Here is a 21183-nt window from a genome sequence, read left to right on the forward strand (position 1 = left end):
TTAAGTCCTCATTTAAGCGCTTTTATGCTATACTAATAATAACATGATTATTGGAGGCTCGGATGAAAAAGCTCCCCTTGGTATTTTCTGGCTGTTTATTAGGTCTAGCAGGTGCAGGAAATCTGATTGCAGATACTTGGCCAGTTCTGTCGCATTTATTGAGTCTGACTGGATTAGTTTTGTGGCTTTTCTTTCTGATTCTTCATCTTTTTAATTGGTCTGAAACCAAGCGAGAATTGACCAAAGCCCCTCTCTTATCTGGCATGGCTACCTTTCCCATGGCCGGGATGATTTTATCGACCTATGTCTTTCGCGTATTCCCTGTTCTTCCTTTGGTAGCACAAGGAATCTGGTGGTTTTCATTTCTCTTGGATTTAGCTTTGATTGCTACTTTTACCATCAAATTTGCCTGTCCAGGTCGGAGGGTCAATGCGACTCCTAGCTGGACGGTACTCTATGTGGGGATTGCAGTAGCAGCCTTGACCTATCCTCTGGTAGGCATTATTGAGATTGCCTATGCAACCTTGAGTTTTGGTTTTGTCTTGACCTTCTATCTCTATCCGCTTATTTATAGCGATTTAAAGAAAGAACCACTCCCACTAGCCTTGCTTGGACAAGAAGGGATCTACTGTGCTCCCTTTTCTCTACTCTTGGCTTCCCTGGTTCGAGTTGGAGGAGCAGGCCTACCGACTTGGCTCCTGATCGTCATGATTTTGGCATCTCAGTCCTTCTTTTTCTTTGTTTTGACTCGCCTGCCCCATATTTTAAAGCGAGGATTTCAACCAGCCTTCTCAGCCCTCACCTTCCCAACCATTATCACAGCTACTTCGCTCAAGATGGCTCAGGGAATTTTGAAACTTCCATTTCTGGATTATCTGGTATTGGCTGAAACCGTTATTTGCCTCACTATTTTATTCTTTGTCTTGGTTGGTTATCTGATTTGGTTACGAAAAAAGGTCTAGCTAGAAATAGCTAGGCCTTATTGTTATGGTTTGATAACTTCAGCTCCACCCATGTATGGACGAAGTGCTTCTGGAATAGTTACAGAACCATCTTCATTTTGATAGTTTTCAAGAATGGCAGCCACTGTACGTCCGACTGCAAGTCCAGAACCGTTCAAGGTGTGAAGGAGTTTCACCTTGCCATCCGCTTCATCACGGTAACGGATTTGAGCACGACGGGCTTGGAAATCTTCTGTATTCGAACAGCTTGAGATTTCACGGTAGGTATTTTGGGCTGGAATCCAAACTTCCAAGTCATAAGTCTTGGCAGCTGAGAAGCCCATGTCCCCAGTAGAGAGGGCAACGACACGGTATGGAAGGTTGAGTTTTTGAAGGATGTTTTCAGCGTTGGCTGTCATTTTTTCCAATTCTTCGTAAGATTCTTCTGGTTTGGTAAATTTGACCATTTCAACCTTGTGGAATTGGTGCAGACGAATCAAGCCGCGTGTATCACGACCAGCTGAACCAGCCTCAGAACGAAATGAAGGACTCATAGCAGTGAAGTAGATTGGTAGGTCTTTACCGTCAAGGATTTCATCACGGTAGTAGTTTGTAAGAGGCACTTCAGCTGTAGGAATGAGGACATAATTAGTGTCTTTCAATTCAAAAGTGTCTTCCTTGAATTTTGGATATTGACCAGTACCAAACATTGAGTCATGGTTAACCATGTATGGTGTGATGACTTCGGTATAGCCCTCTTTACCATGCTCATCCAACATGAAGTTGTAGATAGCCCGTTCCAAACGAGCCCCAAGTCCTTTATAGAAGAGGAAACGAGCGCCCGTTACCTTACCACCGCGTTCCCAGTCAAGGATACCCAAGTCTTCACCAAGATCCCAGTGAGCTTTTGGTTCGAAGTCAAACTCGCGTGGGCTACCCCAACGGCGGACTTCCACATTGTCATCTTCATCAGCCCCAACAGGAACACTGTCAGCTGGGATGTTTGGAAGAGTAGTGGTAAATTCTGTTAATTTAGCATCGATTTCTGCCAATTCAGCATCCAAGGCTTTGACTTCAGCAGATAGGGTTTGCATTGCAGCAATCTTGTCATCGGCATTTTCCTTGTTGCGCTTGGCTTGGGCAATCTCAGCAGAAACTGTGTTACGTTCTGCTTTTAGAGTTTCAACCTTGATCAAGACGTCACGACGTTTAGCATCGATTTCTTTCATCTCATTTAAGATAGCAGCATCTACACCACGTGTAGCTAATTTTTCAGCGACAGCATCAAAATCTGTGCGAATACGTTTAATATCTAACATAAGAACTCCTTTATGAAAAAAGCACACCTGACAAAGCGTTGGAGTGGCAGGGCCACGGTTCCATCCAACTTCACAGGTGTGCACTTGATTATATATGTAATTGTGAACAACGGTAGAATTTCACCTATCCCTCCTATCTGCTCGCAGCACCCGCAGACTTTCTGAAAGAAGGAGATAACTTACTTATCCGTTGCTATGATTATACTAAAGTTTCTACTTTTTTGCAAATAGATTTTTAAGTTTTTGTCCAATGGTCTGGAGTAGAGTCGGAAGTTTCACAACCTTTTCGTTTCCTAATTTTTCACGAGCGATTTTGAGGATAGCTCCAGAGTCTTTTGAAGCAAAAAGGAATTTTCCTTGATCAGTGAAGACTTCAAAGTGGCGGCTGATCTTGCGACCACTTACGTTGGCTCCGATTTGCTGAATGCTGGACCAGGGGATTTGGATATATTGTTCGACATTGACATCAGGATAAAACTCTAAGGCTTGATCCCCAACTAGAAATTTTCCAACTTTTCCAGAGATAGAGAGGTAAGATGTCCCAGTAGTTTGGAGGTCAATGACTTGATTGAGTGATTGGGCCATGATTAGTCTTCCTTACTTTCACCGAAAAAGGCATGATAGAGAGCCTTGATAGCTGCTTTTTCTTGCTCTTTATTGACAACAAACATGATGGAAACTTCACTTGAACCTTGGGACATCATCTGGATGTTGATTTTATTCTCAGACAAAGCACGTGTTGCAGTAGCAGTTACCCCGATATGGCTCTTCATCTTTTCTCCAACAATCATAATGATGGAAAGGTCATGTTCGATTTCAGCATGGTCCACTTCAGCTTTTTGAACGAGTTGACGTAGAATTTCTTCTTCTTTGATAGGAGTTAATTCACGGGAGCGGAGGATGATTGAAAGATCGTCGATACCTGTAGGCATGTGTTCCCAACCGATGTTGAGGTCCTCAAGGATTTGCAGAACCTTGCGACCAAATCCGACTTCGCGGTTCATGAGGTATTTTGACATGTTGATGCTGACGAATCCTGAGTCACCCGCAATCCCTACTACTGGGAATTTATCACTACTGTGTTCTAAAACAATGCGCGTACCTGGGTGGTCAGGGTTGTTGGTATTCTTGATGACAAGAGGAATTTTTCCTCGGTAGGCAGGAAGAAGGGCTTCGTCATGAAGGACTGAAAATCCAGCGTAAGCCAACTCACGCATTTCACGGTAGGTTAATTCAGGAATGGAGTGTGGTTGGTGGATAATACCAGGATGGGCAGCAAAGATACCATCTACGTCTGTAAAGTTTTCATAGAGATCAGCCTTAACACCTGCTGCAATGATAGAACCTGTGATATCTGAACCTCCACGTGAAAAAGTGCAGATTTGATTTTCCTTAGTCACACCAAAGAAACCAGGGATGACAAGGACTTCGGTGCTATCAGCCAAGCCTTCAATCTTGTCATAACTAGATGGGATGATGCGTGCGTTTCCAGGTTCACTTGTGACAACAATTCCAGCTTCTCTTGGGTGAACATAGCGTGCATCGATACCGTTTTGGTTAAAGTAGGCTGCAATGAGTTTGGCATTGTTATTTTCTCCAGCCGCTAGGAAGGTATCATAGAGGAATTCATTGTCCTCTATAGGAAGAGTTGCCAAGGCCCGAATGCTTTTAGAGATTTTTTCTAAAACAGCAGGTTTTAACCCAAGTTCACTAACCATAGCGGCATAACGGTCAATGATCCAGCTTTGGCTAGCACTGATGTCATTTCCAGCCACATAGTCACGATAGTATTTGATCAAGGCATCAGTTACCTTGGTATCTTCAGCATTGCGTTTGCCGGGTGCAGAAACGACTACAAAACGGCGTTCTTTATCACTTTTAACGATGTTTAAGACTTTTTCTAACTGACCAGCAGAGGCAAGCGAGCTTCCACCAAATTTTACAACCTTCATAAGGACTCCTCAAGTAAGTGTTTTATACGATTATAGCAGAAAGAGGGGCATTTTTCAATGACGAAAATAACTTCCTATTATAATAGAAGAAAACACTAACTTATTCTGAAAAGCGATAACGATTTAAAAGTAAGAGTGTCAAATTTTACTCACACTCATAAATGATGGGTAAATAATCAGCTGAGACACTTTCCTTTAGTTTTTCCTTGCCTCTTTATCCAAAAAAAGGTATACTTTGATGATAAAACAATTTCATTGCCTTATAAAAGAAAAGGAGAAGCTATGAATCATATCTTATATCAGATCGTAGATGATCTGGCTATCATTACTTTGAATCGTCCCGAAGTGGCAAATGGTTTTCATATCCCAATGTGTGAGGAAATTTTAGAAGCTTTGACCCTAGCGGATCAGGATCAAGCTGTGCAGTTCATCTTGATTAATGCGAATGGGAAGGTCTTTTCAGTTGGGGGAGACTTGGTTGAGATGAAGCGAGCAGTAGATGAAGATGATATCCCTTCTTTGAATAAGATTGCAGAATTAGTCAATACAATTTCTTTTAAAATCAAGCAAATTCCTAAACCTGTTTTGATGGAGGTAGATGGAGCGGTCGCTGGTGCTGCAGCAAATATGGCAGTAGCAGTTGATTTCTGTTTGGCGACTGACAAGGCAAAATTTATCCAAGCCTTTGTCGGAGTGGGCTTGGCGCCAGACGCTGGTGGGATTCATCTCTTGAGTCGTAGTATTGGGGTAACACGGGCTGCACAACTTGCTATGACAGGTGAAGCCTTAACTGCTGAAAAAGCGCTAGAATGGGGCGTGGTATACCGTGTTTGTGAAGTTGACAAATTAGAAAAAACAAGAGAACAAGTTCTGAAAAAATTAAGAAGAGGTTCAGCAAACTCATACGCAGCGATTAAAAAGTTAGTTTGGGAAAGTCAATTTAAGGATTGGCAGAATTATGCTGAATTAGAATTGAAATTACAAGAATCGTTATCTTTAACTGAAGATTTTAAAGAAGGGGTTCGTGCACATTCTGAAAGAAGAAGACCGAAATTTACAGGAATGTGAAAAAATACTTGCACAATTTTTTGAAGTTTGTTATACTTCTTTTATCAAATGTTTTGATTGTAAAAGCTTTTTGAGGGGGAGGGAAACGATTTGGACTACCAACAAGTAAATGATTATCTAACATCTATTTTTAATAACGTCCTTGTGATTGAGGAGGTTAGCTTACGAGGTAGTCGATTCAAAGACATCTCCATCAAAGAAATGCACACGATCGATGTGATTGGGAAGTTCCCGGAGGCAACGCCAAGTAAGGTTTCAAAAGAACTGATGGTAACTCTTGGGACAGTGACGACGAGTTTGAATAACCTGGAGAGAAAAGGTTATATTGAGCGTATTCGTTCTGACCAAGACCGTCGAGTGGTCTATCTGCATTTGACAAAGAAAGGTCGTTTGGTTCACCGTCTTCATAAACGGTTCCACAAGGCTATGGTCGAAAAAATCATCGATGGCATGAGCCCGGAGGAAAAAGAAGTCATGGGCAGAGGCTTAACGAACCTTTATCAATTTTTGGAGGATTTGAAATAATGGCTTTTGCAAAAATAAGCCAGGTTGCTCATTATGTTCCAGAGCAAGTGGTCACTAATCATGACTTAGCCCAAATCATGGACACAAGCGATGAGTGGATTTCAAGTCGGACAGGAATTAAACAGAGACATATTTCCAAAACAGAGTCTACAAGTGACTTGGCGACAGAAGTAGCTAAGAGCTTGTTGGCTAAAGGGAGCTTAACAGCGGATCAGATTGATTTTATCATTGTAGCGACGATTACTCCAGACTCGATGATGCCTTCCACAGCAGCTCGAGTTCAGGCAAATATCGGAGCGCATAGAGCTTTCGCCTTTGATTTGACAGCAGCTTGCAGTGGCTTTGTATTCGCTCTCTCAACTGCAGAAAAGTTTTTAAGTTCTGGACAGTTCAAAAAAGGGATTGTTATAGGGGCTGAGACCTTATCCAAGGCAGTTGATTGGTCAGATCGTTCGACAGCTGTTCTCTTTGGGGATGGTGCTGGAGGGGTTCTCTTGGAAGCGAGCGAAATACGTCACTTCCTTGTGGAAAGTCTCTATACAGATGGCTCTCGGAGCGAGTGTTTGACCTATGGTCAAACGGCTTTGGCTTCTCCTTTCTCAGATCAAGAAGCAGTTCCTGCTTTTTTGAAGATGGATGGACGAGCAGTTTTTGATTTTGCAAATCGTGATGTTGCTAGATCAATCAAAGAAACCATTGAAAATGGTCCAATCGCAGCATCGGAATTGGATTATCTCTTGCTTCATCAGGCAAATATCCGCATTTTGGATAAGATGGCTAAGAAGATCGGTGTTGACCGAGACAAACTTCCAGCCAATATGATGGAGTATGGGAATACCAGTGCAGCAAGTATCCCGATTTTGCTCTCAGAGTGTGTGGAGAATGGCATGATTCGTTTAGATGGTAGCCAGACGATTCTCCTATCAGGCTTCGGTGGAGGTTTGACATGGGGCACACTCATTCTTACAATCTAGGTAATCATGTGGTAAACACATAGTTATAAATTTTTTATATTTTAAAGGAGTCCTATCATGGCAGTATTTGAAAAAGTACAAGAAATTATCGTTGAAGAACTTGGGAAAGACGCATCAGAAGTAACACTTGAATCTACTTTTGATGATTTGGATGCAGATTCATTGGACTTGTTCCAAGTAATCTCTGAAATCGAAGATGCTTTCGATATCCAAATCGAAGCAGAAGATAACTTGAAAACAGTTGGTGACTTGGTTGCCTACGTTGAAGAGCAAACAAAATAATTAACATATTACTAGAAGGAGTAGGGGAAACCCACTCCCTCTTGTTTAGGTAATAGTTTGAAACTCAAATGATAAACTCATCGAACTATTACGTAAGCAAGGAATGATGGAGGCACTATGAAAACACGTATTACAGAATTATTGAACATTGATTATCCTATTTTTCAAGGAGGAATGGCCTGGGTTGCGGATGGTGACTTGGCTGGTGCAGTATCAAAAGCTGGTGGTCTAGGGATCATCGGTGGTGGGAATGCACCTAAAGAGGTCGTAAAGGCTAATATCGATAAAATCAAATCACTTACGGACAAACCTTTCGGTGTCAACATCATGCTCTTGTCACCTTTTGTAGAAGATATCGTTGATCTCGTGATTGAAGAAGGGGTCAAGGTGGTTACAACTGGTGCAGGAAATCCAAGTAAATACATGACTCGTTTCCATGATGCAGGAATTACAGTTATTCCTGTTGTTCCAAGTGTTGCTTTGGCAAAACGTATGGAAAAAATTGGTGCAGATGCAGTTATTGCAGAGGGAATGGAAGCCGGTGGACATATTGGTAAATTAACAACGATGACCTTGGTTCGCCAAGTTGCTGCAGCTGTTTCAATTCCGGTTATCGCAGCTGGAGGAATTGCCGACGGTGAAGGTGTCGCTGCAGGCTTTATGCTTGGTGCTGAGGCCGTTCAAGTTGGTACGCGTTTCGTAGTAGCCAAGGAATCTAACGCCCATCCAAAATACAAGGAAAAAATCTTAAAAGCGCGTGATATCGATACGACTATTTCAGCTCAACATTTTGGACATGCTGTTCGCGCCATTAAAAATCAGTTGACACGTGACTTTGAACAGGCTGAAAAGGATGCCTTTAAACAAGAAGATCCAGATTTAGAAATCTTTGAGCAAATGGGAGCTGGTGCTCTTGCTAAAGCCGTTGTTCATGGAGATGTAGAAGGTGGATCTGTCATGGCAGGTCAGATTGCTGGTTTGGTTTCTAAAGAGGAAACTGTCGAAGAAATCCTAAAAGATCTATACTATGGTGCAGCCAAAAAAATTCAAGAAGAAGCCTCTCGTTGGGCAGGAGTTGTAAGAAATGACTAAAACAGCCTTTCTATTTGCGGGTCAAGGAGCTCAGTATCTAGGAATGGGGCGTGATCTCTATGATCGCTACCCTATCGTCAAGGAAACAATTGACCAAGCCAGTCAGGTTTTGGGTTATGACCTTCGTGACTTGATTGATAAGGAAGAAACCAAGTTAAACCAGACTCGCTATACGCAACCAGCTATTTTAGCGACTTCGGTTGCTATTTACCGACTATTGAAAGAAAAGGGCTATCAGCCAGATATGGTAGCAGGATTGTCCCTCGGAGAATATTCTGCTCTTGTAGCAAGTGGTGCTTTGGACTTCGAAGAGGCAGTTGCCTTGGTTGCTAAGCGTGGTGCTTATATGGAAGAGGCTGCACCTGCAGGATCTGGAAAGATGGTAGCCGTTCTTAATACTCCAGTTGAAGTGATTGAGGAAGCTTGTGAAACAGCCTCTAAAGTTGGAGTAGTGACTCCAGCTAACTACAACACCCCAAGCCAAATCGTTATCGGTGGTGAGGTGGCTGCGGTTGACCGCGCAGTTGAACTCTTGCAGAAAGCAGGAGCAAAACGATTGATTCCTTTAAATGTATCTGGTCCTTTCCATACAGCTCTTCTTGAGCCAGCCAGTCAGCAACTAGCTGGAGCTCTTGAAGGAGTGAGTTTCTCTGACTTTACTTGCCCACTAGTCGGCAATACGGAAGCTGCTGTTATGGAAAAAGATCGAATCCAAGAGCTTTTGACGCGTCAGGTCAAAGAACCTGTTCGTTTTTATGAAAGTATTGCTGTGATGCAGGATGCTGGGGTAACCAACTTTATTGAAATTGGTCCGGGGAAGGTCCTATCAGGCTTTGTCAAAAAAATCGATAAAACAGCTCAGCTAGCTAACGTTGAAGACCAAACAAGCTTGGATGCTTTGTTAGGAAACTAATGATCCATTCTCCCACAAAATACAACAGGAAACAGGAGAAATAGAATGCAACTTACAAACAAAAATGTCTTTGTAACAGGTTCAAGTCGTGGTATCGGACTTGCCATTGCTCACAAATTTGCCCAACTAGGCGCTAATGTAGTTTTGAATAGTCGAGGAGCAATCTCAGAAGAATTGCTGGCTGAGTTTTCAAACTACGGCGTCAAAGTAGTACCGATTTCAGGTGATGTTTCAGACTTTGCAGATGCCAAGCGTATGGTAGATCAAGCGGTTACAGAACTCGGTTCTGTTGATGTCTTGGTCAACAATGCTGGGATTACTCAGGATACTCTCATGCTTAAGATGACCGAGGAAGACTTTGAAAAAGTGATTAAGATCAACTTGACAGGTGCCTTTAACATGACGCAAGTAGTCTTGAAACAGATGATCAAGGCACGTGAAGGTGCGATCATCAACATGTCCAGTGTGGTCGGTTTGATGGGAAATATCGGACAAGCCAACTATGCAGCTTCTAAAGCAGGTTTGATTGGGTTTACCAAGTCAGTAGCACGTGAAGTTGCCAATCGTAATGTGCGCGTAAATGCTCTTGCACCAGGAATGATCGAGTCAGATATGACAGCTGTTTTGTCTGATAAGGTCAAGGAAGCGACATTGGCCCAAATCCCAATGAAACAGTTTGGTCAAGCAGAACATATCGCAGATGCTACAGTGTTCCTGGCTGGACAGGATTATTTAACTGGACAAGTTCTCGCTGTTGATGGCGGACTTAGCATGTAAAAAATAAGGAAAGATATAGGTAAGACAGATGAAACTAAATCGAGTTGTAGTAACAGGTTACGGATTGACCTCTCCGATTGGAAATACTCCAGAAGAATTTTGGAACAGTTTGCAAACTGGTAAGATTGGAATTGGAGAAATCACTAAATTTGACCACAGCGAATTTGCTGTGCACAATGCAGCAGAAGTTCAAGATTTCCCATTTGATAAATACTTTGTCAAAAAAGATACCAACCGTTTTGACAACTATTCTTTGTATGCCTTGTATGCGGCTCAAGAAGCGGTGACAAATGCAAATCTTGATGTAGAAGCAATTGATAAAGATCGCTTTGGTGTCATCGTGGCTTCTGGTATTGGGGGAATTAAAGAAATCGAAGATCAGGTTATCCGTCTTCATGACAAAGGTCCAAAACGCGTTAAACCAATGACACTTCCAAAAGCCTTGCCAAATATGGCTTCAGGAAATGTTGCTATGCGTTTCGGAGCAAACGGTATCTGTAAATCAATCAATACAGCCTGTGCCTCATCAAACGATGCCATTGGGGATGCCTTCCGTTCTATCAAGTTTGGTTTCCAAGATGTCATGTTAGTTGGTGGATCAGAATCATCTATCACTCCTTTTGCCATTGCTGGATTCCAAGCTTTGACAGCCCTATCAACTACAGAAGATCCAGCTCGTGCTTCTATTCCATTTGACAAAGACCGTAACGGTTTTGTCATGGGAGAAGGTTCTGGAATGCTGGTTCTTGAAAGTCTTGAACATGCTGAAAAACGTGGTGCAACTATCTTGGCTGAAGTAGTTGGTTATGGTAATACCTGTGATGCTTACCATATGACTTCACCTCATCCAGAAGGTCAAGGTGCGATTAAGGCTATGAAGTTGGCTTTGGAAGAAGCAGAAATTTCTCCAGAGCAAGTGGCTTACGTCAATGCCCACGGAACTTCAACTCCTGCTAATGAAAAAGGAGAAAGTGGTGCGATTGTAGCTGTCCTTGGTAAAGAAGTACCTGTATCTTCAACCAAGTCCTTTACAGGACACTTGCTTGGTGCTGCAGGGGCAGTAGAAGCCATCGCTACCATTGAAGCCATGCGTCATAACTATGTACCAATGACAGCTGGAACAAGTGAGTTGTCAGACTATATCGAAGCGAATGTCGTTTATGGACAAGGATTGGAGCAAGAAATCCCTTATGCTATTTCAAACACTTTTGGTTTTGGTGGACACAATGCGGTTCTTGCTTTCAAACGTTGGGAGAATAAATAATTATGAATTTAAATGAGATCAAGGACTTGATGGCTCAATTTGACCAATCAAGTTTGAGAGAATTTTCTTATAAAAATGGAACGGACGAATTGCAGTTCAGTAAGAATGAAGCAAGAATGGTTTCTGAAGCACCAGCTCAAGTTGCTCCAGCGCCAGCTGCAGTGGCTCCTAGTCCAGTAGTTTCGGCCCCTTCAACTCCAGTAGAGAGTGCAGTGGAAGAAGCTCCAGCACCAGCTGAAACGACGGTTGCTCCGGAGGGTGATGTCGTTGAGAGCCCACTTGTAGGGGTGGCTTACTTGGCCGCTGGACCAGATAAACCTGCCTTTGTCACAGTTGGAGACAGTGTTAAAAAAGGTCAGACTTTGGTGATCATTGAAGCCATGAAAGTCATGAATGAAATCCCTGCACCTAAGGATGGTGTGGTGACAGAAATTCTCGTTTCAAATGAAGAAATGGTTGAGTTCGGTAAAGGATTGGTACGCATCAAATGATCGATATTCAAGGAATCAAAGAAGCTCTACCCCATCGCTACCCCATGCTCCTAGTGGATCGTGTCTTGGAAGTGAGCGAGGATACCATTGTTGCCATTAAAAATGTCACCATCAACGAACCTTTCTTTAATGGTCATTTTCCTCAATACCCAGTCATGCCAGGTGTTCTTATCATGGAGGCCTTGGCTCAGACTGCTGGTGTCTTGGAATTGTCCAAACCTGAAAATAAAGGGAAACTGGTCTTCTATGCTGGCATGGACAAGGTTAAGTTCAAGAAGCAAGTTGTACCAGGTGATCAATTAGTCATGACGGCTACTTTTGTCAAACGTCGTGGTACGATTGCCGTGGTTGAAGCAAAGGCTGAAGTAGATGGTAAGCTTGCAGCGAGTGGTACTCTTACCTTTGCAATTGGAAACTAAGGAGGATCTCCATGTTTCGTAAAATTTTGATTGCCAACCGTGGTGAGATTGCGGTTCGCATTATTCGAGCTGCGCGTGAATTGGGCATTGCAACCGTGGCAGTTTATTCAACTGCTGATAAGGAAGCTCTTCACACACTCCTAGCGGATGAAGCTATCTGTATCGGACCTGGTAAGGCAACAGAGTCTTATCTCAATATCAATGCAATTTTGTCTGCTGCGGTCTTGACAGAAGCAGAAGCCATCCATCCAGGCTTTGGTTTTCTTAGCGAAAACTCCAAGTTTGCCACTATGTGTGATGAAGTGGGGATTAAGTTTATTGGCCCTTCTGGCGCTGTAATGGATACCATGGGAGATAAGATCAATGCGCGTGAGCAAATGATCAAGGCTGGGGTTCCAGTTATCCCAGGATCTGATGGTGAAGTTCACACGGCTGAAGAGGCCCTTGCAGTTGCAGAAAAAATTGGCTATCCAGTCATGCTTAAGGCATCGGCAGGTGGTGGTGGAAAGGGAATTCGTAAGGTTGAAAAGGCAGAAGACTTGGTCGCAGCCTTTGAAACAGCATCCAGTGAAGCCAAGGCCAATTTTGGAAATGGCGCTATGTATCTTGAGCGTGTGATTTATCCAGCTCGCCATATCGAAGTTCAGATTCTTGCGGACCAAGAGGGTCATGTTGTCCATCTTGGTGAACGGGATTGTTCACTCCAACGGAATAACCAAAAGGTCTTAGAAGAAAGCCCATCCATTGCGATTGGCAAAACCCTTCGTCATGAAATTGGTGCTGCAGCCGTTCGTGCAGCAGAGTCTGTAGGCTATGAAAATGCAGGGACGATTGAATTTCTACTCGATGAAGCGAGTGGCAATTTCTACTTCATGGAAATGAATACTCGAGTGCAAGTTGAACATCCAGTCACAGAGTTTGTTTCAGGTGTTGATATTGTGAAGGAACAGATTCGCATTGCTGCCGGGCAACCTTTACCTTTCAAACAAGAAGATATTGTCCTACGAGGTCACGCTATCGAGTGCCGGATCAATGCGGAAAATCCAGCATTTAACTTTGCTCCAAGCCCAGGGAAAATTACCAATCTCTATCTACCAAGTGGTGGAGTTGGCTTGCGCGTGGATTCAGCAGTTTATCCAGGTTATACCATTCCCCCTTACTATGATAGTATGATTGCCAAAATCATTGTTCATGGGGAGAATCGCTTTGATGCTCTTATGAAGATGCAACGGGCACTTTATGAACTTGATATTGAAGGAGTGCAAACCAATGCAGACTTCCAGTTGGATCTGATTTCAGACCGCCGAGTTATCGCTGGTGACTACGATACTTCCTTCTTGATGGAAACTTTCTTGCCAAAATACCAAGAAAAAGAATAGACTTTCAAACAGTATGAGAACTAAAAGGGGGAGTTATGGCTCTATTTAGTAAAAAGGATAAGTATATTCGGATCAATCCTAACCGTTCCGTAAGGCAGAAACCACAAGCCAAGCCTGAGGTTCCGGATGAACTCTTTTCCCAGTGTCCTGGTTGTAAACACACCATTTACCAAAAGGATCTTGGGAGCGAACGAATTTGTCCCCATTGTAGCTATACTTTCCGTATTTCAGCTCAGGAACGCTTGGATTTGACGATTGATTCTGGTAGCTTTGTGGAGATGTTTACAGGTATTGAAACTCAAGATCCATTAAACTTTCCTGGCTACCAGAAAAAACTGGCTACTATGCGTGAAAAGACAGGTTTGGATGAAGCCGTACTAACTGGTACAGCTAGCATCAAGGGACAAAAAGTTGCCCTTGGGATCATGGATTCAAACTTTATCATGGCTTCTATGGGAACCGTTGTGGGTGAAAAAATCACGCGCTTGTTTGAGTATGCAACGGTAGAAAACTTGCCAGTCGTTCTCTTCACAGCTTCTGGTGGAGCCCGTATGCAAGAAGGAATCATGAGCCTGATGCAGATGGCTAAAATTTCTGCGGCAGTTCAACGTCATTCCAAGGCAGGACTTTTTTACCTCACTATTTTAACCGATCCGACAACAGGTGGAGTGACCGCTTCTTTTGCTATGGAAGGTGATATTATCCTAGCGGAACCCCAAAGTTTAGTTGGTTTTGCTGGGCGTCGTGTTATCGAAAATACAGTTCGTGAGACCTTGCCGGATGACTTCCAAAAGGCAGAATTTTTGCTTGAACATGGTTTTGTTGATGCAATTGTCAAACGGAGAGAATTGCCTGAAACAATTGCTAAATTAGTAAGATTGCATGGAGGAAGTCGCGGATGAATATTGCAAAAATAGTCAGAGAGGCACGCGAGCAGAGTCGCTTGACTGCACTTGATTTTGCCAATGGAATCTTTGATGAGTTTATCGAATTGCATGGAGATCGCTCTTTCCGTGATGATGGTGCTGTTATCGGTGGAATTGGCTGGTTAGGTGACCAAGCAGTAACTGTCCTTGGTATCCAAAAGGGAAAAAGTCTTCATGACAACCTCAAACGGAATTTCGGGCAACCTCATCCAGAAGGCTATCGTAAGGCTCTTCGCCTGATGAAACAAGCAGAAAAGTTTGGCCGTCCAGTTGTGACTTTTATCAATACGGCGGGTGCTTACCCAGGTGTTGGAGCTGAGGAACGTGGACAAGGTGAAGCAATTGCCCGAAACCTGATGGAAATGAGTGACCTCAAGGTTCCAATCATCGCGATTATTATCGGTGAAGGAGGATCTGGTGGGGCCCTAGCTCTAGCCGTAGCTAACCGTGTCTGGATGTTAGAAAACTCAATCTACGCCGTACTTAGCCCGGAAGGATTTGCCTCTATCCTTTGGAAGGATGGAAGTCGTGCTATGGAAGCGGCGGAGTTGATGAAAATCACTTCTCACGAACTTCTAGAAATGGGAATCGTAGACAAGGTAATCTCAGAAGCAGGTCTCTCCAGTAAGGAACTGCTAGGTTGCGTTAAAAATGAATTGCGTGCAGAACTAGATAGGTTGCAAGAACTACCACTCGAACAACTTATCGAAGAACGTTACCAACGCTTTAGAAAATACTAAGAAAATTTAAAAGCTAGAACATTTTGTTCTAGCTATTTTGATAATAGAGCATGGATAAACATGAATACTCTAGATAAATAAAAAAAACAATCAATAGTATATCCTCTATATTGCCCTAATAGAGAGTTTATCATTAGGAGAGCGAAAGAATGAAAAAGACAATACATTTAGGAATCTGTATGGTTTTAATGTTCCTGTACATTTATTTAACGCCATTAGGAGCTATAACTCTAGCTAGGACCTTCGGTTTAGGAATGGACAGCTATATAATCTTCCTAGTTGGAGAAGTGTTGCTTATTTTCTTTTTATTCGTTTTGTGGTTGAAAAAGAAGAAGATGCTCTTTATCTTCGAGAAAAAGAGTTGGCGCTGGTCTTATCTCGCTTTCTTAGTGGCTTGTTTTCTTATCTATTCTTTTTTAAATGGATTTAGAATGCAGAATATTCGATTGATTGACCATAGCTTTATTTTCCAAGACCTTCTTTCGGAACTTTACTCAAACGGAAGAGAAACGACTCTATCAAGTCTTATATTTTTAATCTTTAACATTTCTATTGTACCTGTTGTTGAGGAGACAATCTATAGAGGTTATTTTATGAATACCTTCTTTCCGAAGTCGGAGTTTTATTTGGATGTGATCTTGTCTTCTTTCATCTTTGGGCTCAGTCACTTGGTTCTATCCCATCGTGATCCCATCAGTCTCATCATTTATAGTATTCTTGGTCTTCTATTTGCAGTTGTTTATCGAGTTACGGGTAGTCTTCGGTTTACCATTGTTTGTCATAGTTTCTATAATGCAATTCCCTATGCTCCGTCGATCTTATTCTATATCTATTATTTGATTTTTAGATAGTAGGAGACAAAGAAAAAAGTGTTTGATATTTGTCAAACACTTTTTCTAATTTAATGGGAAGATAGAGAAATCTCTTTTATCAATTTCTTATTTCTCAATGAGTAAAGCTACCATTTAGGGTGAAAAATTGACAGTTGAGGAGATGGACTATAAAATAGACAAAAAAGATGTATACTGTAGATGTAAGCTTACAAAAATTTATTTTAAGGAGCTACTTGATATGACAGGTACAGAAACATTCACAGTTCTTTCAATGGAGGACTTAGAACAAGTTTCAGGTGGTGGCATGATTTGGTTGGTTGATGATTATTATTGGAGTTGGCCTTATGCTTACAGCATTGCAACTGATTCGAGTACAATACGTACTAGAATGACTGGTTATGGTAACGGAATTATACCTTAATATTCTAATAATTTAAAGGGGTAAGTATGAAAAAATTAGGGCATTTAGGGGTATATATATTTCTGGTATTTCTATCGGTTTATCTACCAGAGTTAGGGATTATGCATCTAACTAAGTTTTTAGGATGGGGAATAGATGGCTATTCTATCTTTTTAACAGTTGAAGTAATAGCTCTTTTGCTATTATTTATCTACTGGCTCAAAAAGAAAGAGATGTTCGATATTTTTGAAAAAAAGGGTTCAAAGAAGTCAAGATTCTTTTACCTTGTAGTTGGTCTAGTGGCTACTTATTTTGATCGTCAATTGGTGGATGCTTTTCAGTTACAGTTTCATCACCTAATTGATAACAAGTATATCTTTCAAGACCTTCTTTCGATTCTATACTCCAATGGGCAACCAACTTTTCTATCAACTGTTCTCAGTTTTAGTTTAACAGTAGTCGTCGGACCTATATTAGAGGAACTGATTCATAGAGGGTACTTTATGAATACCTTCTTTCCCCAGTCCAAGTACTATCTGGATGTTATCCTATCTGCTCTTATCTTTGGACTTAGTCATTTAATCCTAACTCACCGAGATCCTATCAGTTTGATTATTTATAGTTTAGGCGGTCTCTTCTATGCCCTTGTCTACCGTTGGACAAAGAACCTAAAAATTACCATCCTGTGCCATAGTTTTTTCAACTTTCTCATTTATGCAAAACCCATCTGGATTTTTGTTTATAATTATGTCTATTATCATTTTTTTAGATAGTGGTAGGCAAAGAAAAAAGTGTTTGATAATTGTCAAACACTTTTTCTATTTACTGTTCTTCTGTTACAAACTGGCTGAGCAGTCCGTTGATAAAACGGGCAGATTTTTGATCTGAGAAGTCCTTTGCAAGCTCGATAGCTTCATTAACCGCAACCAGCTGTGGGGTGTCAAATGAAGTGATTTCAAAGACTCCCAAGCGAAGGAGGTTTCTCTCCACGAGAGTTAAACGCTCGATGGTCCAACCTGCTTTTAAATGCTGAGTGATTTGATTGTCTAGTTCTTCCTTTTTAGCTTGAACACCAGAAACTAGCTCTGTCAAAAAGGCTGGAAGTTGCACATCCGTATCTTCACGATCATGAGTATAGGCGAAACGACAAGCAGTTTCGACGTCCGTACCGAATTCAAGGCTCATAAGAGCTTGAAAAGCGCATTTACGGAGTTGGCGTCTAGATTCTAATAGTGGACTAGTCATTGAGGAAGTCCTCGTCAAATAGATCTTTCAATTCTGGTTTTGGTGTTTTATCTGGAACGATACCTGCAACGTGGATATTGATAGCAGCGAGTTCAACATCAGCCATATTGCGGACTGCATCTTTAACAGCTTTCTGGATCGCAACCGCTACCTTAGGAACTTTTACTCCGTACTCAAGGTAGAGATAGATATATGCTGTGAGTTCTTCGTCCACGTTTTTTAGATAAACACCACGGCCGAGAGAAAGCTTTGAAAGGGTGTCAGATACTGATTTGTTTGAAAAAGAGTGAACACCCTTTACTTTTGCAGTAGCAATAGCAATGATTTTTTCAAGTACACGTGGGGCGATAACGATTTCGCCAAGTTGTTCTTCAATTCCCATAGAATGACCTCTTTCTAGAGATTAGGCACGAGAAACGTAAGTTCCTTCAGCAGTGTTGATAACGAGTTTTTGTCCTGCTTCGATGAAGTCTGGAACGTTTACGACAAGTCCAGTTTCCATCGTTGCTGGTTTACCAGAACCTGTAACAGTAGCACCTTTGATAGATGGTTGAGTTTCTGCAACTGTCAATTCAACAGTAGTAGGAACGGTGACACCAATCACTTCAGTTCCGTAGAATTGGATCTTCACATCTGAGTTTTCAAGGATGTAAAGCAATTCGTTTTCAACGTTGACTACAGGGATTTCGTATTGGTCGTAAGTTTCTGTATTCATGAAGTAGGCTGTGTCATCCATTTTGTACAAGTATTGAGCTGGGACAGTCTCGATGATAGCTTGTTCAAATTTTTCCTCTGGACGGTAGCTTGTGTCAAATGTAGAACCAGTACGGACATCACGTAATTTCATACGCATGATTGTGTTTCCTTTACCTGGTTTGTGGTGGCTAGCTTCCAAAACGCGGATCAATTTTCCGTCAGCTGTTTCAAAGGTCATACCAGCCTTTAATTTACTTGCTTCAATCATGTTTTTACCTCTTTAATAAATAATTTACTCTTTATTGTACCATAAAAGACAACATTACTCAAATGTCAGAAGGAGCTTAATTAGTTGACTGGTACGATATTTCCATCTTCGTCTTTAGTAACGAGAACGTATTTTCCATCGACTTCGATGTAAAAATTCTTGCTGGCAGTTTGCCCAGTGTTTTGAGCCGGTGCTTGATTTTGAACTTGTTGGCTTAGTTGACCACCGAGAGTTTGGCCAAGATTCATGCCCATAAACATGTTCATCCCATTGCCATTCCCTTCGTTTGCAGCTGCAGCAATAAGCGCTTCGTTGCGAGCACGGCGTTCTTCGATTTCAATCGTGTTGTACTTCATTGCCACCAGCTCGCTATCAAGCTTGCGAACGATATCAAGACTTTCTTGGTCGTAGCTGAGGTCCTCAAGCAAGATGTTGGTTGCTTCAATCCCGTAGAGACCTGTCCAAACCTTGTTGACCTCTTGTTTAGCGAGTTCGTTAAAGGTGTCTTGGTTGGCATTGAGGCTATAGATATCAACCTTGTTTTCGTTGGTATATTTGGCAATGGCAATCGCGATTTTTGGTGCGATATTTTGACGGAGCGTTCCTTGAGCTACATCTTGGAGAGTAAATGGCTGTCCGTCAGTAATTTGACGGCTAACAGAACTTACGTAGAAGAGGACTGGGTCTGCTATTTTTACATCAAACAAGCCATAGAAACGGATGTTAAGCAGTTGTTGGTAACGTTCGCTGAAGTATTCGACCGCGTTTTGTGTGCCGAACTTATTACCTGCGATGGGTTGCATGCGGATAAAGATAATTTCCTGTTGGGTGATGACTTGTCCACCGAAAGAGAAACGGTTTTTAAAGTTTTCCCAAGTGCCTTTTAAACCACCTTTTTCAAGGAGCCAGGCGTTATCACCAGCTTGCCATTCGTGGCTACCAGCTTCGAGGACTTCACCAAGGAAGGTACCGTTGTTTACCAAAACAGCGGTATAACCTTGAGGAACGATAACCACACTGCCATCTGACAAAAGTCCAGTATTTTGATTGCTGTGACGAGAACGTCCATCTGGGTCTTTTGTGAGTAATTGACCTTTGACGGCCAAGGCGTCGCCAGAGACATTATCTGGAAGGACAATGGCTTCCTTGAATTTACTATCATTAAAACTATTTAAGCCTGCTGATAAGGCTGCACGTATAAATCCCATAATTCCTCCTAATTATAAAGCTCGTCTTCATCCACAACATCATAGGTATCGAGTACCCATTGGTTTGGACTGCGAGAGAGATTGGCACCACAGTAGTCGCACTCGCTAACTGCAGAGATTTTCAATGGGGCGCCACAGTTTGGACAGTGGTCGCTCACAACTTCGTCTGGATTGACTGCTTGCGTTTGGCTACCGTGTTGACGGATAAAGTTCAATTGATACACGGTGAAGAGATCTTTTTTAGGGTCTCCTTCAAGAACACGGCGAGTCTCATCGTCAATGACATAGTCACGCAAGGTAGATGACAGGATCACCACTAAGGTGTCGTTTCCGTCAGGATTTTCAATGAACTTCTTGATGCGAACATTTTCGATACAAACTTTCTCTAAAACATTGGTTGTTTTAGCTCGAATATGGTCCTCAAGTTGGGTACTGTGTTGAGAGTAGAGACTGGTACTTTCCAAAGCGCGGACAGAGTTCCAATTTTTCTCAGTCCAGGCAACCTGCAATTTAAGGTAGACTTCCTTAACCCAAGATGTGAAGGCTTCCGCGTCAAAGTTTGGATCCCCATATTTCACACGACTAATGGCCAGTGTGTTATGTTCAACTCGACGATGGAGCGTTTGAGAATCATTACTAGTGTAGGTTGAACTCGAATCTCCAGACTTATTCTGCAAGGATTTGACGATAACAACTAGTATGATTCCTCCGACTAATATGAACATAAATCCTAGATAGGGAGAGCTAGCAGAACTGTCAGAGGATGATCCATATCCAGAGCGGTAGTAGTGGTAGGATGAGCCACCAGAACGACTTCCACCTCCACTTGAGCGGCTACTACTTCTGGAGCTACTGCGGCTGCTCCCTCCACTTCTGGAATGTCCGACACCCGCATCAACGATTTGAGGCACGGATAGAAAAACAAGTAATAAACAGGTCATTAAAAGAGCGTAAAACTTTTTCATGTGTCCCCTAACTATATGATTGAAAAGGTAGAATTCTGAATTCGAATGATTATTAAACTATTTAATAACCTTTAAAAATAATCTGATATATACTAGGCGTTATTTACTAGCATTTAGCTTCTTTATGGAATGGCGTTCGATGAGCCATCCCACAATCCATCCTATTGCTAGCAAGTAATTTTCAAAAGCACCGATAGCATTTACAGGAGAGTGATACTCCATATAATTGAGTAAGTGATTTGTTCCTATTCCAATTCCGCCAATAATGAGAGCAAGAAGTGCGATTCGTAGATAGAACCAATCGTATTTAATATTGATAGCGAGAATAATAATCAATACAGCTAAATTCCATATTCCAATTTCTCGTTGCCAACCAGCAGATATTCCGTACCCGGAGTGGCTTCCCATGTACGATGGAAAGAAAATTTGTAGTATAGAAGCGCCTAACATAGCGATGATGACTAAGACAAATAGCAATCGTAAAAATTTGTTCATTTATTCTCCTT

General features: G+C 42.0%; 26 protein-coding genes. 17 read left to right on the top strand and 9 right to left on the bottom strand.

From position 1 onward, the window contains the following. Positions 1 to 62 precede the first annotated feature (62 nt). Entirely contained in the window at positions 63 to 962 is a 900-nt protein-coding gene (locus tag HMPREF2885_RS07880; protein ID WP_070657718.1) for a TDT family transporter, read from the top strand. Between the two features lie 23 nt (positions 963 to 985). Here the strand turns inward: HMPREF2885_RS07880 and serS are convergent, their stop codons facing one another. The 3 genes from serS to HMPREF2885_RS07895 all read right to left on the bottom strand — a co-directional run bounded on the left by serS (position 986) and on the right by HMPREF2885_RS07895 (position 4212). Then, positions 986 to 2260, bottom strand: coding sequence for a serine--tRNA ligase (gene serS / locus HMPREF2885_RS07885; protein WP_070657719.1), 1275 nt, complete (start codon positions 2258 to 2260; stop codon positions 986 to 988). Positions 2261 to 2473: 213 nt separating this feature from the next. After that, entirely contained in the window at positions 2474 to 2845 is a 372-nt protein-coding gene (locus HMPREF2885_RS07890) for a DUF956 family protein (RefSeq protein ID WP_049489774.1), read from the bottom strand. Between the two features lie 2 nt (positions 2846 to 2847). After that, positions 2848 to 4212 (bottom strand): aspartate kinase, encoded by a 1365-nt coding sequence (locus tag HMPREF2885_RS07895; protein ID WP_000869637.1) that lies wholly within the window; start codon positions 4210 to 4212, stop codon positions 2848 to 2850. Between the two features lie 282 nt (positions 4213 to 4494). Here HMPREF2885_RS07895 and HMPREF2885_RS07900 point away from each other — a divergent pair, with 282 nt between their 5' ends. The 16 genes from HMPREF2885_RS07900 (at position 4495) to HMPREF2885_RS07975 (ending at position 17068) form a co-directional block, all read left to right on the top strand. Further along, a complete protein-coding gene (locus tag HMPREF2885_RS07900) occupies positions 4495 to 5280 on the top strand; it encodes an enoyl-CoA hydratase (RefSeq protein WP_042902828.1) in 786 nt (261 codons plus the stop codon). 90 nt (positions 5281 to 5370) lie between these two features. Further along, positions 5371 to 5805 carry a fatty acid biosynthesis transcriptional regulator FabT gene (locus HMPREF2885_RS07905; RefSeq protein ID WP_000386335.1) on the top strand — a complete coding sequence of 145 codons (435 nt, stop codon included), beginning with the start codon at positions 5371 to 5373 and terminating at the stop codon, positions 5803 to 5805. After that, a complete protein-coding gene (locus HMPREF2885_RS07910; RefSeq protein WP_042902827.1) occupies positions 5805 to 6779 on the top strand; it encodes a beta-ketoacyl-ACP synthase III in 975 nt (324 codons plus the stop codon). Before HMPREF2885_RS07905 ends, HMPREF2885_RS07910 begins: the two co-directional genes overlap by 1 nt. A gap of 57 nt (positions 6780 to 6836) precedes the next feature. Then, positions 6837 to 7061: an acyl carrier protein gene (locus tag HMPREF2885_RS07915; RefSeq protein WP_000257840.1), complete on the top strand. Its 225-nt coding sequence runs from the start codon at positions 6837 to 6839 to the stop codon at positions 7059 to 7061. Between the two features lie 117 nt (positions 7062 to 7178). Beyond that, positions 7179 to 8153, top strand: coding sequence for an enoyl-[acyl-carrier-protein] reductase FabK (gene fabK, locus HMPREF2885_RS07920; RefSeq protein ID WP_000857451.1), 975 nt, complete (start codon positions 7179 to 7181; stop codon positions 8151 to 8153). Next, complete coding sequence (fabD, locus tag HMPREF2885_RS07925) at positions 8146 to 9066, top strand: ACP S-malonyltransferase (RefSeq protein ID WP_070657721.1); 921 nt, start codon at positions 8146 to 8148, stop codon at positions 9064 to 9066. Before fabK ends, fabD begins: the two co-directional genes overlap by 8 nt. A gap of 45 nt (positions 9067 to 9111) precedes the next feature. Further along, positions 9112 to 9843, top strand: a complete 732-nt coding sequence (gene fabG, locus HMPREF2885_RS07930) for a 3-oxoacyl-[acyl-carrier-protein] reductase (protein WP_049501103.1) — start codon at positions 9112 to 9114, stop codon at positions 9841 to 9843. 28 nt (positions 9844 to 9871) lie between these two features. Continuing rightward, the gene (fabF, locus tag HMPREF2885_RS07935) at positions 9872 to 11107 is read left to right on the top strand and encodes a beta-ketoacyl-ACP synthase II (RefSeq protein ID WP_000774044.1); all 1236 of its coding nucleotides are present in this window, start codon (positions 9872 to 9874) and stop codon (positions 11105 to 11107) included. A 2-nt stretch (positions 11108 to 11109) separates the two neighbouring features. After that, positions 11110 to 11598, top strand: a complete 489-nt coding sequence (gene accB / locus HMPREF2885_RS07940; RefSeq protein ID WP_001052309.1) for an acetyl-CoA carboxylase biotin carboxyl carrier protein — start codon at positions 11110 to 11112, stop codon at positions 11596 to 11598. Continuing rightward, entirely contained in the window at positions 11595 to 12017 is a 423-nt protein-coding gene (gene fabZ / locus HMPREF2885_RS07945; RefSeq protein WP_000565515.1) for a 3-hydroxyacyl-ACP dehydratase FabZ, read from the top strand. The genes accB and fabZ overlap by 4 nt, the downstream gene beginning before the upstream one ends. Positions 12018 to 12028: 11 nt before the next feature. After that, positions 12029 to 13396: an acetyl-CoA carboxylase biotin carboxylase subunit gene (gene accC / locus HMPREF2885_RS07950; protein WP_000488663.1), complete on the top strand. Its 1368-nt coding sequence runs from the start codon at positions 12029 to 12031 to the stop codon at positions 13394 to 13396. Between the two features lie 35 nt (positions 13397 to 13431). Then, the gene (gene accD / locus HMPREF2885_RS07955) at positions 13432 to 14298 is read left to right on the top strand and encodes an acetyl-CoA carboxylase, carboxyltransferase subunit beta (RefSeq protein WP_001173379.1); all 867 of its coding nucleotides are present in this window, start codon (positions 13432 to 13434) and stop codon (positions 14296 to 14298) included. Further along, positions 14295 to 15062, top strand: coding sequence for an acetyl-CoA carboxylase carboxyl transferase subunit alpha (locus HMPREF2885_RS07960; RefSeq protein WP_070657723.1), 768 nt, complete (start codon positions 14295 to 14297; stop codon positions 15060 to 15062). The genes accD and HMPREF2885_RS07960 overlap by 4 nt, the downstream gene beginning before the upstream one ends. A gap of 149 nt (positions 15063 to 15211) precedes the next feature. Beyond that, positions 15212 to 15913 carry a CPBP family intramembrane glutamic endopeptidase gene (locus tag HMPREF2885_RS07965; protein ID WP_070657724.1) on the top strand — a complete coding sequence of 234 codons (702 nt, stop codon included), beginning with the start codon at positions 15212 to 15214 and terminating at the stop codon, positions 15911 to 15913. Positions 15914 to 16133: 220 nt separating this feature from the next. After that, a complete protein-coding gene (locus tag HMPREF2885_RS10100; RefSeq protein ID WP_070657793.1) occupies positions 16134 to 16316 on the top strand; it encodes a hypothetical protein in 183 nt (60 codons plus the stop codon). Between the two features lie 26 nt (positions 16317 to 16342). Beyond that, the gene (locus HMPREF2885_RS07975; protein WP_070657726.1) at positions 16343 to 17068 is read left to right on the top strand and encodes a CPBP family intramembrane glutamic endopeptidase; all 726 of its coding nucleotides are present in this window, start codon (positions 16343 to 16345) and stop codon (positions 17066 to 17068) included. Positions 17069 to 17117: 49 nt separating this feature from the next. On the opposite strand, the gene nusB is transcribed toward HMPREF2885_RS07975, so the two are convergent. The 6 genes from nusB to HMPREF2885_RS08005 form a co-directional block, all read right to left on the bottom strand. Then, positions 17118 to 17540: a transcription antitermination factor NusB gene (gene nusB, locus HMPREF2885_RS07980; RefSeq protein ID WP_000203661.1), complete on the bottom strand. Its 423-nt coding sequence runs from the start codon at positions 17538 to 17540 to the stop codon at positions 17118 to 17120. Then, positions 17533 to 17922 (bottom strand): Asp23/Gls24 family envelope stress response protein, encoded by a 390-nt coding sequence (locus HMPREF2885_RS07985; RefSeq protein WP_070657727.1) that lies wholly within the window; start codon positions 17920 to 17922, stop codon positions 17533 to 17535. The genes nusB and HMPREF2885_RS07985 overlap by 8 nt, the downstream gene beginning before the upstream one ends. Positions 17923 to 17943: 21 nt before the next feature. After that, the gene (efp, locus tag HMPREF2885_RS07990) at positions 17944 to 18504 is read right to left on the bottom strand and encodes an elongation factor P (RefSeq protein ID WP_000568640.1); all 561 of its coding nucleotides are present in this window, start codon (positions 18502 to 18504) and stop codon (positions 17944 to 17946) included. Positions 18505 to 18584: 80 nt separating this feature from the next. Next, on the bottom strand, positions 18585 to 19712 hold the full coding sequence (locus HMPREF2885_RS07995) for an SPFH domain-containing protein (protein ID WP_000505819.1): 1128 nt from the start codon (positions 19710 to 19712) through the stop codon (positions 18585 to 18587). Positions 19713 to 19720: 8 nt separating this feature from the next. Beyond that, positions 19721 to 20677, bottom strand: a complete 957-nt coding sequence (locus HMPREF2885_RS08000) for a zinc-ribbon domain-containing transport protein (protein ID WP_000715068.1) — start codon at positions 20675 to 20677, stop codon at positions 19721 to 19723. A 99-nt stretch (positions 20678 to 20776) separates the two neighbouring features. Beyond that, complete coding sequence (locus tag HMPREF2885_RS08005; protein WP_001031998.1) at positions 20777 to 21172, bottom strand: hypothetical protein; 396 nt, start codon at positions 21170 to 21172, stop codon at positions 20777 to 20779. Positions 21173 to 21183: the final 11 nt, after the last annotated feature.

Origin of the sequence: Streptococcus sp. HMSC062H02 (assembly GCF_001813005.1) — a bacterium.
GTDB classification, from domain to species: Bacteria; Bacillota; Bacilli; order Lactobacillales; family Streptococcaceae; genus Streptococcus; species Streptococcus oralis_S.